This window comes from Vibrio sp. 1557 (assembly GCF_033340175.1).
Classification (GTDB): domain Bacteria; phylum Pseudomonadota; class Gammaproteobacteria; order Enterobacterales; family Vibrionaceae; genus Vibrio; species Vibrio alginolyticus.
On sequence record NZ_JAWOVZ010000027.1, the window covers coordinates 40216 to 54856 of the forward strand.

A 14641-nucleotide genomic window follows, 5' to 3' on the forward strand; every position below is an offset into this window, starting at 1 on the left:
ATGCGGTCCTTCGGTGTCCGTTGAAGAACTTATTAATATAATCCTTTATAAAGATTATAGGTATTCTACAGATTTATGGGCGTTTTGGTGGTTGAATGTTTGGCACCGGCATAGCAAAGGCTTGCTGCAAATGCTCCCCACCGAGTTGACGACAGTATCTCAACGTCAGTGGGTCACCATCATTTTTGAGTAGTGCAAGTGAGTTAATGCAGTCCACCAAATCCGCTTGTTGCTGCTTTTCTAGTTGCAGCTCAAACTGCAAGGTCTCACGATACAAAGCGTCATTGACTTGAGACTTAAGGTGGCGACGAAGGTCGCGAAAGGAGTGAAGTAAAGTTTCGCTTCTACCTAGACAGTCTTGCACCAAGGGCCAGTCTTTTTCTTGGAAAATGAGTTGCTGCTCATCGAGCCATCTGAGCAGCAGGAGTAGGTTCACGTTACCGTGGTAGTTGTTTTGCAATGATAAGCACGCCTCTTTCACTTCTCGCACACCATAAAACTGCAGACTAAACTGCCAAAGGTGTTCTAGGGTGAGTGTGTATTCAGCGTGTTGATTACTCATTGATTAAACTCTAGCTCCATCTGCTCCAACGTTTCTTGAGCAGACATCCATTCCATTTCAATTTCTTCGAGCTCAGCCTTACTAGAAGCTTGAAGTGCCAGCACTTGGTTAAGTTTAGCTTTATTTTCGGCCGCATACAGTGAGTTGTCCGCCAATTGTTCTTCAGCTTCGGCCAGTGCAGCACCTAACTTATCCATTTTATTTTCTAGTTGTGTCAGCGTTTTGCGAATTGGCGCTGTCTGTTTTCGAAACTCTGCATCGCGACGTTTTTGCTCTTTTTTCGCTGCCGCGCTGTTGGCACTATCTTTGGCTGGCTGTGCGGCTTGTGCTTCTTTGCGTTCCGCTCTTTGTTGTTCGGTTAACCACTTGTAATAGTCATTTAAGTCACCGTCGAACGGAGCAACTTGTCTATCATGCACTAAATACAAGTCATCGGTCGTAGCGCGCAGTAAATAGCGGTCGTGCGAAACAATCACCATCGCACCTTCGAATGTTTGCAGTGCCATCGTAAGTGCTTGGCGCATGTCCAAGTCTAAGTGGTTGGTCGGTTCATCAAGTAGCAACAGGTTTGGCTTTTGCCACACAATTAAAGCCAATACCAAACGGGCTTTTTCGCCACCAGAAAACGGCGCAACTTTTTCTAGTGCTTTGTCACCTTGGAAGCCAAAGCTACCTAGGTAATCACGTAGCTGCTGTTCGGTTTGATCGGGTGCGATTTGCATCATGTGTTGCAGCGGCGTTTCTTCAGGATGAAGCGTTTCTAACTGGTGCTGAGCGAAGTAACCAATTTTCACGCCTTGTGAGTAAGTTAGGTCACCACCTTGCGCGTTAAGTTCACCAGAGAGCAGCTTGATTAAGGTCGATTTACCCGCACCATTACGGCCGAGTAGACCAATACGACTGCCAGGAACCAAGTTCAAGCGGATCTTCTCTAAGATGAGGTTGTCACCGTAACCTGCAGATACTTCATCCATCATCATGATTGGGTTTGGCAGCGCAGCTGGCTCACGGAATTGGAAGCTAAATGGGTTATCGAATTGAGCTGGCAGTACTTTTTCCATGCGCTCCAAAGCTTTGATACGGCTTTGGGCTTGGCGTGCTTTTGATGCTTTGTAACGGAAGCGGTCGATGTAGCTTTGCATGTGCGACATCTGCTTCTGTTGCTTTTCAAACATCGCTTGTTGTAACACCATCTTTTGTGCGCGTTGGTTTTCGAATGACGAGTAGTTACCCGTGTATTCGTTCAGCTGCTGATTCTCGATGTGAATGATGCGACCAACAATTGGATCAAGGAAGTCTCGGTCGTGCGAGATCAGAATCAGCGTGCCAGGGTAGTTTTGTAGCCAACGCTCTAACCACATTACCGCGTCCAAATCCAAGTGGTTGGTTGGCTCATCGAGTAGCAATAAGTCAGAACGACACAATAGCGCTTGAGCCAAGTTAAGACGCATACGCCAACCACCCGAGAATTGGGTCAAACTCCAACTCATTTGCTCTTGGCTGAACCCTAAACCATCGAGCAGTTCTGCCGCGCGAGCGCGAATGCTGTAACCACCAATGGTTTCAATTTTACCGTGTATCTCGGCAACTAGGGTTCCGTTGTCTTGTGTTTCTGCTTCAGCTAACTGCTTTTCGAGAGCGCGGTATTCGCGATCACCATCAATGACGTATTCCAGTGCAGTGCGCTCTAGCGCAGGCGTTTCCTGTGCGACCCAGGCCAACTCCCAATGTTGAGGTTGGCTAAATGAGCCTGCATCAATTGACAGTTCATCTTTCAGTAGGGCAAACAGCGTTGATTTACCGCAGCCGTTTTTGCCCACAAGACCGACTTTATCGCCAGGGTGAATAGTCGCAGAAGCTTGGTCTAAAAGAGGTTTACCGCCACGCAGTAACTGAATATCAGAGAAGGTAATCATAAAGTTTTCATTCACTTTGCGCAGTGCGCGTTGCTTGGTTACATAGCGAAGTGGTTTCAATCGTTTTTAAAGCCACTTGGGTATATATCTAGCGGTGAATAGTAGGGGTATTGGCCGGAAAAGTCGATTGATTCGCTTTAATTGCATTATGCTGTACAAAAAAGTATAACAATTTGATAACGGATAAAAATAACCACAAGGACGACCATTTGGCTGTTGCACCGTCTATTCTCCCAAAAGTTCTGGTCATTTATGCTCATCCAGAGCCACATAACTCGATTGCCAATCAAGTGATGATAAAAAAAGCTCAGTCGCTTGATCACGTCACTGTGCACGATCTTTACGGTGTTTACCCCGATTTCTTTATTGATGTGAATTACGAACATGAGTTGTTGCTCGCTCACGATGTGATTGTATTTCACCACCCACTTTATATGTATTCATGTCCAGCCCTATTAAAAGAGTGGCTAGACCGAGTGTTAGGTAAAGGCTTTGCGTTTGGCGGAGGTGCGGCGCTAGAAGGAAAATACTGGCGCAGTGTCATTACAACAGGTGGTAAAGAAGAAGCCTTCAGCGCGAAGGGGTACAACAAATACCCACTTGAGCAAATCTTGCAACCGTTTGAACTGACGGCAGCCCTATGCCAAATGCACTGGATTGAACCTCTGGTGTTGTATTGGTCAAGAAATGTTTCGGATATTGAACGCTACGAACATGCCGAGTTATACCGTGGATGGCTGAGTAACCCACTTGAAAACTGGCAAGCGGCAGATCGAGGAGGTCAGTATGGCGATCACCAGTGAGTTTCTTCAAAGCAGTGTGGTCTTTCTTTCGGCTGCGGTTATTGCGGTGCCGATTGCTCAGCGCCTTGGGCTTGGCTCGGTTTTAGGTTATTTACTCGCTGGTGTGTTGATTGGCCCATGGGGGCTTGGCTTAATTAGCGACGTTGATGCCATTTTGCATTTTGCCGAGCTTGGGGTTGTGTTGTTACTGTTTTTGATAGGGCTGGAATTAAACCCTAAAAAATTGTGGCAGATGCGAGGGCCGATTTTAGGTTTAGGCGGTGCGCAGGTTGTGGTCACGACCGCCGTGATTGGTAGTGTCGTCAGTATGTTTGGCGTAAGCATGCAAGTGAGTTTGGTGATCGGGATGGGGTTGGCGCTGTCCTCGACGGCGATTGCGCTTAAAGTCATTGAAGAGCAAGGGCTTAATGGTACCGAAACGGGGCAATCTGGTTTTGCGGTGCTGCTCTTTCAAGATATTGCAGTGATCCCGATGCTGGCGATGTTGCCCTTGCTAGCAGGCGGGCATAGTGGTGGAAGTTGGTTGGATGTCTTCACTATTTTAGGCAGTGTGGTAGCACTGTTGATTGGAGGTCACTTTTTACTACGTCCGCTATTTCGTTTTGTCGTGATGAGCGGCGTTCGTGAGCTCTTTACCGTTGCTGCACTTTTAGTCGTGCTTGGCATTTCGGTCGTGATGCAAAAGCTTGGCCTTTCGATGGCATTGGGGACTTTTTTAGCAGGCGTTTTGCTGGCAGAGAGTGAGTATCGCCATGAGCTGGAAATCGCTATCGAGCCATTTAAAGGTCTGTTGTTGGGGTTATTCTTTATTGCGGTGGGCATGGCGGTAAACTTGGGGTTATTGGCATTACACCCTTTAGAGATTCTCGGTGCGGTGGTGGCTTTGGTCGTGGTTAAGGGTTTGGTTTTGTATGCATTGGCGAGAGCTGCCCGTGTCGGAGCCAAAGCGAGAAGCCGTATGGCTGCAATTTTGAGCCAAGGCGGTGAGTTTGCCTTTGTCATATTTACCGCGGCGAGCCAAGAGGGCATTTTGTCCAAAGAGCAAGTGGCGTTTCTGTTGGTGGTGGTCAGTCTATCCATGGTGACGACTCCTCTTTTGCTGATGGGACAAAAGAAGTGGTTTGCTCATACCCTGAATCAAGAAGAAGAGGGCATGACCACGAAAGTCGTGGATCGCCGACCACGCGTTATCATTGCAGGCTTTGGACGTTTCGGTCAGATCGTCGGACGTTTAATGTATGCCAATAAAATCAAAGTGACAGTATTAGAAAGTGATGCCAGCCAAATCCACCTATTACGTAAGTATGGTTACAAAGTGTTTTATGGCGATGCTACACAAATTGACCTATTGAGGGCTGCTGGCGCTGATAAAGCGGAAGCATTGATTATTTGTACTGATTCACCTGATGAGGTGATGGCCATCGTGGACATTTGTCGCGTGCACTTCCCGAAACTTAAGTTGTTAGCCCGAGCAAGAAGCCGTGTCGAGGCTTACCAGTTAATGAGTCATGGTGTAGAGAATTACTCTCGTGAAACATTTCTAGGGGCACTAGATCTCGGTCGCCAAGCGCTCGTAGAACTGGGTATGCATCCTTATCAAGCAAAGCGGGCAGAAGCACATTTTCGCAAGTTAGATAATGCTATGCTTAAGGACTTATTGCCTCAACACAATGAAGATAAGAAATTAGCTCAAAGAGCGAAAGAGGCCCGCAAAGAGCTAGAAGAAATATTTGGTCGTGAAATGGAGAGCGACCATCAGTCACCTAATCATTGGAAGTAGTACTTGAGCCAAGACTCAAGCTAAGGAAATAGCGTGAAAATCAAGAAACGTTTTATTGCCGGCGCTAGCTGCCCAAATTGCAGCCAGCAAGATACCCTGCGCTGGTGGATTGAAAATAACATCGAATTAGTTGAGTGTGTCGAGTGTGAGTTTACAGAGCAGCGCAAACCACAATCTGTAGAGAAAAATAAACACTCAGATCAGGAAATGATCGGAATTTTTAAGCCGGAGTAATTGAACTTCGATAATTGATCCCCATAATACACCCAGATATCTCAGTACTTAACCCCATTCAGGTTAAGTCAATTAATCTCCCTGGAGTTAGTATGAAAATTGAAAAGAACGTTGTTGCAAGCCTTGCATACAAAGTAATGATGGAAGACGGTGTCGTTGTTGATCAATCAACAGCAGAAGCACCTCTAGATTACCTTCACGGTCACAACAACCTAATCACAGGTCTTGAAAAAGAACTTGAAGGTAAAGTGGCTGGCGACAAGTTCTCAGTAACGGTAGCTCCTGAAGAAGCTTACGGTGAGCACAACGATGCGCTAGTACAGCGCGTTCCTGCGGACGTGTTCCAAGGCGTTGAGCAAATCGAAGTGGGCATGCGCTTCCTAGCTGACACTGACCAAGGTCCAATCCCTGTTGAAGTAACAGAAGTTGACGGCAACGAAGTGGTTGTTGACGGTAACCATATGTTAGCTGGTCAAACACTAACTTTCGAAGTAGAAGTTATGTCTACACGTGAAGCAACAGCAGAAGAGATCGAACACGGTCACATCCACCAAGGTGGTGGCTGTTGTGGTGGTCACGATCATGACCACGATCACGAAGAAGAAGGCGGCTGCTGTGGCGGCGGTAGCTGTGGTTCTCACTAATCATAAGCGCCTTCACTAGATAATCTTATCTAGCAAAGCTTTGAAAAGCGCAAGTTGAGTTTTCAACTTGCGCTTTTTGTTTATCTAAGGTGTAGTGCCAACCATACAAGGAATAACAGTTGGACAAAGTGATGACGAAACCTTTCTCGATTGCCATTCATGGTGGTGCGGGCACAATCTTGCGTGAACAGATGAGCGATGAGCTGCAACAATCCATCTTGGCGGATTTAGAAGCTGCGGTAAAAGCGGGACATCAAATTCTAGACACGGGCGGTGAAGCCTTAGATGCAGTCGTAGCGGCAGTGAAAGTATTGGAAGACTCTCCTAACTTTAATGCGGGTAAAGGCTCAGTGCTGACCAACAACGAAATGGTTGAAATGGACGCTTCTGTGATGGATGGGCGAAACCTTGCAGCAGGCGCGGTCGCTGGGGTTCGTCATATCAGAAACCCAATTGAGCTCGCTCGTGACGTGATGCGAAACAGCAATCATGTGTTGTTGGTGGGTGAGGGCGCAGAGAAGTTTGCTTTTGAGCAAGGTCATGAGTATACCGAGCAAGATTACTTCTTCACTGATCGTCGTTATGAACAACTGATTTCTATGCGTGAGAAAGGCTTGTTTGCTCTTTCCGAGTCCCGTTACCCAGATGACCGTAAGCACGGTACGGTTGGTGCGGTGGCATTGGACCAACAAGGCAACTTAGCCGCTGCCACCAGTACGGGTGGCGTGACGAATAAGAAATACAACCGAGTCGGAGATTCGGCTCTTATTGGTTGTGGTACGGTGGCCGAAAATGGCGTTGTTGCAGTTTCCACTACGGGTGTCGGTGAGTTCTTTATTCGTAAACGTGTTGCGGAAGACGTTGCAGCACGTATGCGTTACTTACAAGAAGATATTCATACGGCTTGTGAACACATTATCCAAGGTGATCTCAAACAGATGGGCGGAGAGGGCGGTTTGATTGCCATTGATGCTAAAGGTGAGATGCACTTTGCGATGAACAGTTCTGGCATGTACCGAGCAGGCATTAATACGCAAGGCGAGCTGAGCGTTAAAATCTACGCCGACGAATAGCTTCCTCTTGAGTGCCTTCTTAAGTAATTAATACAACAAAGCCCAGAACATGTTCTGGGCTTTATGCTATTTGAGCCTGCATTTTAATAATGCGGTGGTGGGGTTTCTTCTGACGGATCGGCTAAATTCGACGAGTCCATATTTTTTACTTTACCTACCACATATTTCATCTGATCGAGCATCTTGGTAATTTGCAGTTGTTGCTGCGATAAAGCGCCGTTCAGATCTTCAATAGTCTGTTCTTGGAACGCAAGCTGACATTCTAAGTCATTAATGCGTGCTTCCAATTGCTGAATGATTTTTTCTGTCATGATCCGTTCTCTAACTGCCAAGCTTGGGCAATACCTGCTGAAGTAGCAGTAATTACGCGTTGTTTTGAATCAAAGGCTGCATCATACACGACCGCACGGGGAGGGCGAGTGTCTTTTTTGGGCTCCACTTCAAATCCACTCATTCGTTTTCCGGTTTGAGTATCCCATATTGACACACGGCCAGAAGGGCTTCCTGTGACTAGTTGAGTCCCGTCGTCAGAAAATCGTGCGGTAGAGAAAATTAATTGGCGTGACCAACTGCTCAACTGTGTGACTTCTTGTCCAGTTTTTAAATCCCAAACAATCGCTTGGTTTCCGCCATCAGATGTCATTGCGAATTTTCCATCTCTTTGCAGGGCCACGCGAACAATTCGTTGTTCATGTTCGAAGGTTCGTAGTACTTGTCCGGTTTCGGTATCCCACAGATACGCTTTATAGTCATTACCTCCGGTTAGGGCGAAGCGCCCATTAGGAGAAATGGCCACGGAATTGACTTTTTCACGATGCGCAAGGAACTCCATGCGACGCCCGGTGACTAAGTTGACATAAATTGCTTTACCGTTGGATAACCCAAGCAGAACTTGTTCACCATTACTGGTGATATCAACGTCGCGAATGAGCGCATCAGAGATAGACCAAAGGCCTTCGGATTGCGTCCAGCCTAGGTCCCAAACTGCGAAGTTCATTTGGCTTGCTGTAATTGCGTAGCGACCATTGTCAGATATGCGGATATGGGAAACCACATTGGCATCGGCATCGAGTTCACCCAGGTTGGCTAGTTGTTCATTTTGCTCTAGGTCCCACAACATCAAATGACGTTGTTGAGAATAGAGCAGAGCAAACCGTCCATCTCTGCTAAGTGCGAAGCTCGTCGCACCTTGAGGTTCTATCGGCCAACGCTGCACTTCACGCTCGGCGAAAAAGCAACCATTTAACGTGGTGATGACAATTAAATATAGGAATAAATGAAAAATTCTTTGCATCACATCTAATAATCCGGTTTGTGTCTTAAGACATATAGCTAGTATATTGGTATAACGATTGTCTTCACTAGTCTCATAGAAGATTTGTGCACAACAACCAATGGCAGAGCCATTATTGGGAGAATTTAATGAAATCAGTTTTAAAAGTGTCGCTACTTGCTGCAACAGTTATGCTAGCGGTAGGTTGTCAGAAAGAAGAAACTAAAACAGAAACCGCACCTCAAGCAGAACAAGTTCAAGCAGAAACCGGTAAAGCGGTTCACTTTAAAACCGACGACGACAAAGCGGCATACGCAATCGGTGTTTCATTTGCTAACTACCTAAGCACAAGCATCGACAAGCCAAGCGAAATCGGCATTAATCTTAACAAAGATTTGGTACTAAAAGGTATCGAAGACGTCTTCAAAGGCAATGCTGAATTGAATGAAGAAGAAACACGTGCAGCACTAGAATCTCTAGACAAGCGTGTTGCAGAAAAGATGCAAGCACAAGCGGCTGAGAAAGCAGCTGAAGCGAAAAAAGCTGGCGATGATTTCCGAGCTGAGTTTGAGAAGCAAGAAGGCGTAGTGAAGACAGATACAGGTCTTCTATACCAAGTAATGACACCAGCTGAAGGTGAGAAGCCAAAAGACACTGATACGGTTCAAGTACACTACAAAGGTACTCTGATCGACGGTACTCAGTTCGACAGCTCATACGATCGTGGTGAACCTGCAACGTTCCCACTTAACCGTGTAATCCCAGGTTGGACAGAGGGTGTTCAGTTAATGCCTGTGGGTTCTAAATTCAAATTCGTTATCCCGCCAGAGCTAGCATACGGTGACCAAGACACACCAAGCATTCCTGCTAACTCAACGCTAGTATTTGAAGTTGAGCTGCTAAAAGTTGAGAACGACAACGCAGAGCAATAACAATAAGCTGCGATAAGTTATTGAAAAAGGTCCGTTTAACGGGCCTTTTTTGTTCTAGGTCACTAGTTGGTGAGTTTGCTAGGTTGCTTTTCAAATTTTCTGATAAACTTACACCAATTTGTTGATTTTTCGCTCGAAGGCTTATGACAACTACAGAAACAATAAACGCGGAGATGTTGCTCGAAATGGAATCCGTTAACGTGATGCCGTTTACCGAGCACGACAAAATCATTTTAAGATCTTATGAGGCGGTCGTGGATGGTATCGCCAGCCTGATAGGTCCATTTTGTGAAATCGTTCTTCACTCTCTAGAAGACTTAAATACCTCTGCAATTAAAATCGCTAACGGTGAAAACACGGGGCGCCAAGTCGGCTCACCAATCACCGATTTAGCGCTTAAGATGCTAAAAGACATCGAAGGCTCGGAGCGCAACTTCTCACGTTCGTACTTTACCCGTGCAAAAGGTGGCGTGTTGATGAAGTCGATTACTGTCGCCATTCGTAATGGCGAAAATCGCGTGATTGGTTTGTTGTGTATCAACGTCAACTTGGATGCGCCTTTCTCGCAAGTCCTTCAGTCTTTCATGCCGACGCAAGAAGCGAAAGAAGCGGCTTCCTCGGTCAACTTTGCTAGTGATGTAGAAGAGCTGGTGGACCAAACTGTTGAACGCACCATCGAAGAGATCAATGCGGATAAGTCCGTGTCTAACAACACCAAAAATCGCCAGATCGTGATGGAGTTGTACGACAAAGGTATCTTCGATATTAAAGATGCCATCAACCGTGTCGCGGATCGCCTTAATATTTCAAAACACACCGTTTACTTGTACATTCGTCAACGTAAAACCGAGGATGATGAAAGGTGAGCAAACTGACTTACACGTTAGTGGTGAATGGTCCCGTTTATGGCAGCCAGTCAGCGCGCAGTGCTTATCAGTTCGCCAAAGCGGTGATAGAGCAAGGCCATCAGCTAGTGAGCGTCTTCTTTTATCAAGATGGTGTGACTAATGGTACTGCTTTGAGTGTGCCAGCCAACGATGAGTTTGATCTCAATAAGGCGTGGCAGTTTTTGGCTAAAGAGCATGGTGTTCGCCTAGAAACTTGTGTCGCGGCCGCTTTGCGTCGCGGGATTGTAAGTGAAGAAGAAGCAAATCAACATGGTTTGGTACAGAACAATCTAGCCGATGGTTTTGAACAAGCAGGCTTAGGTAGCCTAGCTGAAGCGATGTTAACCCAAGACAGAGTGGTACAGTTTTGAGTCAGTTAACTTATCTATTTCGTAGTGCGCCACATGGCAGTGCAGCTGGTCGTGAAGGTGTGGATGCACTGTTAGCCGCGTCGGCTTACTGTGAAGATATCAGCGTCATTTTCATGGGTGACGGGGTATACCAGCTTCTACTCGGGCAAGACCCCAACAATATTTTGAGTAAAGATTACGCGCCGATGTTAAAGCTTTTCGATTTATACGACATCGAACAAGTCTTTGTGTGTTCAGAGTCGTTAACCCAGCGAGGTTTGGCGCAAGCGGATTTAGTCATTGAAGCCCAAGCGTTAAGCTCAGAACAGCTCAAAGATAAGTTACAACACGCTGGCAAGCTACTGTCTTTTTGAGGAAGTTATGTTACACATCATAAAAACAGTTTCTGCTCTAGAAGACGCTATGCCTTTATGCAGTGAACAGGATGACATCTTACTTATAGAAGATGCAGTGTACGCTGCTAACTCGCAACATAAAGCACTTTCCCATCTAAAAAACCGCAGCGTATTTGTGTTAGAGAGCGATGCACAAGCTCGCGGTATTGCAAATCGTATTAGTCCATCGCTGACGATTGTGAATTATTCAGGCTTCGTTGAACTAACAGCAAAACAGGATAAATCCCTAACTTGGGATTGAACAAGATTTGCTGTCGACAAAGCTTTACGGATGAATTGTTCTAATTGAACAAAAAAGATCCGTATATTTCTTGACACACCTCTCACTGCTGCATAGAATTTTGCGTCCCTAACTGCATTGGCAGTTGGGGATAGATTTTTCACAAAGCTTACTTTCAAGTAAATCAGGAGCTAGTTAATGGCAACTATTAACCAGTTGGTACGTAAGCCACGTGCAAAGCAAGTTGTTAAAAGCAACGTGCCTGCACTAGAAGCGTGCCCACAAAAACGTGGTGTATGTACTCGTGTTTACACTACTACACCTAAAAAACCTAACTCAGCACTTCGTAAAGTTTGTCGTGTACGTCTGACAAACGGCTTCGAAGTTACATCGTACATCGGCGGTGAAGGTCACAACCTTCAAGAGCACTCAGTTGTTCTAATCCGTGGTGGTCGTGTTAAAGACCTTCCAGGTGTGCGTTACCACACTGTTCGCGGCGCACTAGACTGTGCTGGCGTAAATGACCGTAAACAAGGTCGTTCTAAGTACGGTGTGAAGCGTCCTAAGTCTTAATGGATTCCGTTAAGTAAGGCCAAACACTAAATTATTTTTAATTTTTTGAAAAAACTGAAAAGTTTTGGATAAAACCTGAAGAAGACAACGGAGATAAATCCATGCCACGTCGTCGCGTCATTGGTCAGCGTAAGATCCTTCCAGATCCAAAATTCAAATCTGAATTGCTGGCAAAATTCGTTAACATCCTAATGGTTGACGGTAAAAAATCTACTGCAGAGAAAATCGTTTACACTGCACTAGATGCTATGGCTGAAAAGTCTGGTAAAGACCACTTAGCTATTTTTGAAGAAGCTCTTGAAAACGTTCGCCCAGCGGTAGAGGTTAAATCTCGCCGTGTTGGTGGTTCAACTTACCAAGTACCTGTAGAAGTACGTCCGGTTCGCCGTAACGCACTTGCTATGCGTTGGTTGGTTGAAGCTGCGCGCAAGCGTGGTGAAAAATCTATGGCTCAACGCCTAGCTGCTGAAATGCTAGACGCGTCTGAGAACAAAGGTACTGCGGTTAAGAAACGTGAAGACGTTCACCGCATGGCTGACGCAAACAAAGCGTTCGCTCATTACCGTTGGTAATACCTTCTGTGCTGCGAGGTTCTCTCGCAGCACTTTTCTATACTCTAAGGTACACCTTAGTAAGAGGATACAATCGTGGCTCGTAAAACTCCTATTGAGCTATACCGTAATATCGGTATCTGTGCTCACGTAGATGCAGGAAAAACAACCACAACTGAGCGTATTCTGTTCTACACTGGCCTTTCTCACAAAATCGGCGAAGTTCACGATGGTGCAGCAACCATGGACTGGATGGAGCAGGAGCAGGAGCGTGGTATCACTATCACATCCGCTGCGACTACTACATTCTGGCGTGGTATGGAAGCACAGTTCCCTGAGCATCGCGTAAACATCATTGATACCCCTGGACACGTTGACTTTACTATCGAAGTAGAGCGTTCTCTTCGTGTACTTGATGGTGCTGTGGTTGTGTTCTGTGGCTCATCTGGTGTTGAACCTCAGTCTGAAACTGTATGGCGTCAAGCAGACAAATACCACGTTCCACGTTTGGTATTTGTAAACAAGATGGACCGTGCGGGCGCAGACTTCCTACGCGTTGTGAACCAAATTAAGAATCGTCTTGGTGCGACTCCTGTTCCAATCCAGCTGAACGTTGGTGCGGAAGATGAGTTCAGAGGTGTCATCGACCTTATCAAGATGAAAATGATCAACTGGAATGATGCCGATCAAGGCACTTCGTTTACTTACGAAGACATCCCAGCTGACATGATTGAACTTGCTGAAGAGTGGCGCAACCACATGGTTGAATCCGCTGCTGAAGCTAGCGAAGAGCTGATGGACAAGTACCTTGAAGAAGGTGAATTGACTGAAGCTGAGCTCAAACAAGCTCTACGTACTCGCACACTAAATAACGAAATCGTACTGGCTACTTGTGGTAGTGCGTTTAAGAACAAAGGTGTTCAAGCGGTACTGGATGCAGTAGTTGAGTTCTTGCCATCGCCTGTTGACGTACCTGCAATTAAAGGTGTCGACGAAAGAGAAAATGAAGTTGAGCGTCATGCTGACGACAACGAACCTTTCTCTGCGCTAGCGTTTAAGATTGCGACTGACCCATTCGTGGGCACGTTAACTTTCATGCGTGTTTACTCCGGTGTTGTAAACTCGGGTGACGCTGTTTACAACTCAGTAAAAGAGAAGAAAGAGCGTTTCGGTCGTATCGTTCAGATGCATGCGAATAAGCGTGAAGAAGTGAAAGAAGTTCGCGCTGGTGATATTGCAGCTGCTATCGGTCTGAAAGACGTAACCACAGGTGACACGCTGTGTGATCAGAACCACAAAGTGATTCTAGAGCGCATGGAGTTCCCTGAACCAGTTATTCAGATTGCTGTAGAGCCTCGTTCTAAGGCAGACCAAGAGAAAATGGCTATCGCGCTAGGTAAACTAGCAGCGGAAGATCCATCATTCCGCGTGGAAACGGACGACGAATCAGGTCAGACTCTGATCTCAGGTATGGGTGAACTTCACCTAGACATTATCGTTGATCGTATGAAGCGTGAATTCAGCGTTGATTGTAACGTTGGTAAACCTCAGGTTGCTTACCGTGAAACCATTCGTGGTAAAGCGGAAGTTGAAGGTAAGTTTGTTCGTCAATCAGGTGGTCGTGGTCAATACGGTCATGTTTGGGTCAAACTTGAGCCTTCTGAGCCTGGTGAAGGTTTCGTATTCGTAGACGAAATCGTGGGCGGTGTGATTCCTAAGGAATACATCAGTTCGGTATCGAAAGGTATCGAAGAGCAAATGAATAGTGGTGTTCTAGCGGGTTACCCTGTACTAGATATTAAAGCTACACTATTTGATGGTTCTTACCACGATGTAGACTCAAGCGAGATGGCGTTTAAGATCGCTGGCTCGATGGCATTCAAGAAAGGTGCACTAGAAGCACAACCTGTGATTCTAGAACCTATGATGAATGTCGAAGTAACCACTCCGGAAGACTGGATGGGTGACGTTGTTGGTGACCTAAACCGTCGTCGCGGTATCATTGAAGGCATGGACGAAGGTGTGGCTGGTCTTAAGATCATCCGTGCTCAAGTACCACTATCCGAAATGTTCGGTTACGCAACTGATCTACGTTCTGCAACTCAAGGCCGTGCGTCTTACTCTATGGAGTTTCACGAGTACGCTGAAGTGCCGAAAAACTTCGCAGATAAAATTATTGCAGAGCGTGGTTACTAATTGACGATTGAACTGCAAAAAGTTTACGACTTTTTGCGAGATCAGGGCGTCCAAATATTGCGCTAACGGGCGTTGGCGCATAAAATAACAATTTCTGGCGCGTCGTCGATCAATAATGATCACGACGAATCATAACTAGGAAGGAACACGATCGTGTCTAAAGAAAAATTTGAACGTACGAAACCGCACGTTAACGTTGGTACTATCGGCCACGTTGACCACGGTAAAACA

The 14641-nt window shown here is 46.1% G+C and carries 17 protein-coding genes; 13 read left to right on the forward strand and 4 right to left on the reverse strand.

What is annotated here, in order from left to right; all coding sequences use genetic code 11:
- Positions 1–73: 73 nt before the first annotated feature.
- Positions 74–562: a TIGR02444 family protein gene (locus R7070_RS21525; RefSeq protein ID WP_005382813.1), complete on the reverse strand. Its 489-nt coding sequence runs from the start codon at positions 560–562 to the stop codon at positions 74–76.
- Positions 559–2478 (reverse strand): ABC transporter ATP-binding protein, encoded by a 1920-nt coding sequence (locus R7070_RS21530; protein ID WP_053307381.1) that lies wholly within the window; start codon positions 2476–2478, stop codon positions 559–561. The genes R7070_RS21525 and R7070_RS21530 overlap by 4 nt, the downstream gene beginning before the upstream one ends.
- Before the next feature lie 209 nt (positions 2479–2687).
- Here R7070_RS21530 and kefG point away from each other — a divergent pair, with 209 nt between their 5' ends.
- The 5 genes from kefG to R7070_RS21555 all read left to right on the forward strand — a co-directional run bounded on the left by kefG (position 2688) and on the right by R7070_RS21555 (position 7012).
- Positions 2688–3281 (forward strand): glutathione-regulated potassium-efflux system ancillary protein KefG, encoded by a 594-nt coding sequence (gene kefG / locus R7070_RS21535; RefSeq protein ID WP_005381444.1) that lies wholly within the window; start codon positions 2688–2690, stop codon positions 3279–3281.
- Entirely contained in the window at positions 3265–5061 is a 1797-nt protein-coding gene (kefB, locus tag R7070_RS21540) for a glutathione-regulated potassium-efflux system protein KefB (RefSeq protein ID WP_017633740.1), read from the forward strand. Before kefG ends, kefB begins: the two co-directional genes overlap by 17 nt.
- 33 nt (positions 5062–5094) lie before the next feature.
- Positions 5095–5295, forward strand: a complete 201-nt coding sequence (locus tag R7070_RS21545) for a YheV family putative zinc ribbon protein (RefSeq protein WP_005381449.1) — start codon at positions 5095–5097, stop codon at positions 5293–5295.
- 92 nt (positions 5296–5387) lie between these two features.
- Positions 5388–5939, forward strand: a complete 552-nt coding sequence (slyD, locus tag R7070_RS21550; protein WP_005381451.1) for a peptidylprolyl isomerase — start codon at positions 5388–5390, stop codon at positions 5937–5939.
- Positions 5940–6070: 131 nt separating this feature from the next.
- Complete coding sequence (locus R7070_RS21555) at positions 6071–7012, forward strand: isoaspartyl peptidase/L-asparaginase family protein (RefSeq protein ID WP_085570109.1); 942 nt, start codon at positions 6071–6073, stop codon at positions 7010–7012.
- Positions 7013–7095: 83 nt separating this feature from the next.
- Here the strand turns inward: R7070_RS21555 and R7070_RS21560 are convergent, their stop codons facing one another.
- A complete protein-coding gene (locus R7070_RS21560; RefSeq protein WP_005381455.1) occupies positions 7096–7323 on the reverse strand; it encodes a SlyX family protein in 228 nt (75 codons plus the stop codon).
- Positions 7320–8306, reverse strand: a complete 987-nt coding sequence (locus R7070_RS21565; protein ID WP_085570110.1) for a WD40 repeat domain-containing protein — start codon at positions 8304–8306, stop codon at positions 7320–7322. The genes R7070_RS21560 and R7070_RS21565 overlap by 4 nt, the downstream gene beginning before the upstream one ends.
- Positions 8307–8434: 128 nt before the next feature.
- On the opposite strand from R7070_RS21565, the gene fkpA reads away from it, so the two are divergent.
- The 8 genes from fkpA (at position 8435) to fusA (ending at position 14410) form a co-directional block, all read left to right on the forward strand.
- Positions 8435–9217, forward strand: coding sequence for an FKBP-type peptidyl-prolyl cis-trans isomerase (gene fkpA / locus R7070_RS21570; protein WP_017821751.1), 783 nt, complete (start codon positions 8435–8437; stop codon positions 9215–9217).
- A gap of 143 nt (positions 9218–9360) precedes the next feature.
- Positions 9361–10083, forward strand: coding sequence for a transcriptional regulator (locus tag R7070_RS21575; protein ID WP_005382804.1), 723 nt, complete (start codon positions 9361–9363; stop codon positions 10081–10083).
- Positions 10080–10475: a sulfurtransferase complex subunit TusD gene (tusD, locus tag R7070_RS21580; protein WP_005382803.1), complete on the forward strand. Its 396-nt coding sequence runs from the start codon at positions 10080–10082 to the stop codon at positions 10473–10475. Before R7070_RS21575 ends, tusD begins: the two co-directional genes overlap by 4 nt.
- Positions 10472–10828: a sulfurtransferase complex subunit TusC gene (tusC, locus tag R7070_RS21585; protein ID WP_005382801.1), complete on the forward strand. Its 357-nt coding sequence runs from the start codon at positions 10472–10474 to the stop codon at positions 10826–10828. The genes tusD and tusC overlap by 4 nt, the downstream gene beginning before the upstream one ends.
- Before the next feature lie 7 nt (positions 10829–10835).
- Positions 10836–11111: a sulfurtransferase complex subunit TusB gene (tusB, locus tag R7070_RS21590; RefSeq protein WP_054575286.1), complete on the forward strand. Its 276-nt coding sequence runs from the start codon at positions 10836–10838 to the stop codon at positions 11109–11111.
- 177 nt (positions 11112–11288) lie between these two features.
- On the forward strand, positions 11289–11663 hold the full coding sequence (gene rpsL, locus R7070_RS21595) for a 30S ribosomal protein S12 (protein ID WP_004399892.1): 375 nt from the start codon (positions 11289–11291) through the stop codon (positions 11661–11663).
- 101 nt (positions 11664–11764) lie between these two features.
- Entirely contained in the window at positions 11765–12235 is a 471-nt protein-coding gene (gene rpsG / locus R7070_RS21600) for a 30S ribosomal protein S7 (protein ID WP_005382796.1), read from the forward strand.
- A 75-nt stretch (positions 12236–12310) separates the two neighbouring features.
- Positions 12311–14410, forward strand: a complete 2100-nt coding sequence (gene fusA / locus R7070_RS21605) for an elongation factor G (RefSeq protein ID WP_005382794.1) — start codon at positions 12311–12313, stop codon at positions 14408–14410.
- Positions 14411–14641: the final 231 nt, after the last annotated feature.

What these genes read in the sequence shown, in the direction of transcription:
- R7070_RS21530 (WP_053307381.1), bottom strand. Translation starts at nt 2,478, where the DNA reads ATGATTACCTTCTCTGATATTCAGTTACTGCGTGGCGGTAAACCTCTT.
- rpsG (WP_005382796.1), top strand. Translation starts at nt 11,765, where the DNA reads ATGCCACGTCGTCGCGTCATTGGTCAGCGTAAGATCCTTCCAGATCCA.
- tusB (WP_054575286.1), top strand. Translation starts at nt 10,836, where the DNA reads ATGTTACACATCATAAAAACAGTTTCTGCTCTAGAAGACGCTATGCCT.
- R7070_RS21555 (WP_085570109.1), top strand. Translation starts at nt 6,071, where the DNA reads ATGACGAAACCTTTCTCGATTGCCATTCATGGTGGTGCGGGCACAATC.
- R7070_RS21560 (WP_005381455.1), bottom strand. Translation starts at nt 7,323, where the DNA reads ATGACAGAAAAAATCATTCAGCAATTGGAAGCACGCATTAATGACTTA.
- kefB (WP_017633740.1), top strand. Translation starts at nt 3,265, where the DNA reads ATGGCGATCACCAGTGAGTTTCTTCAAAGCAGTGTGGTCTTTCTTTCG.
- slyD (WP_005381451.1), top strand. Translation starts at nt 5,388, where the DNA reads ATGAAAATTGAAAAGAACGTTGTTGCAAGCCTTGCATACAAAGTAATG.
- fkpA (WP_017821751.1), top strand. Translation starts at nt 8,435, where the DNA reads ATGAAATCAGTTTTAAAAGTGTCGCTACTTGCTGCAACAGTTATGCTA.
- rpsL (WP_004399892.1), top strand. Translation starts at nt 11,289, where the DNA reads ATGGCAACTATTAACCAGTTGGTACGTAAGCCACGTGCAAAGCAAGTT.
- R7070_RS21575 (WP_005382804.1), top strand. Translation starts at nt 9,361, where the DNA reads ATGACAACTACAGAAACAATAAACGCGGAGATGTTGCTCGAAATGGAA.
- R7070_RS21565 (WP_085570110.1), bottom strand. Translation starts at nt 8,306, where the DNA reads ATGCAAAGAATTTTTCATTTATTCCTATATTTAATTGTCATCACCACG.
- R7070_RS21525 (WP_005382813.1), bottom strand. Translation starts at nt 562, where the DNA reads ATGAGTAATCAACACGCTGAATACACACTCACCCTAGAACACCTTTGG.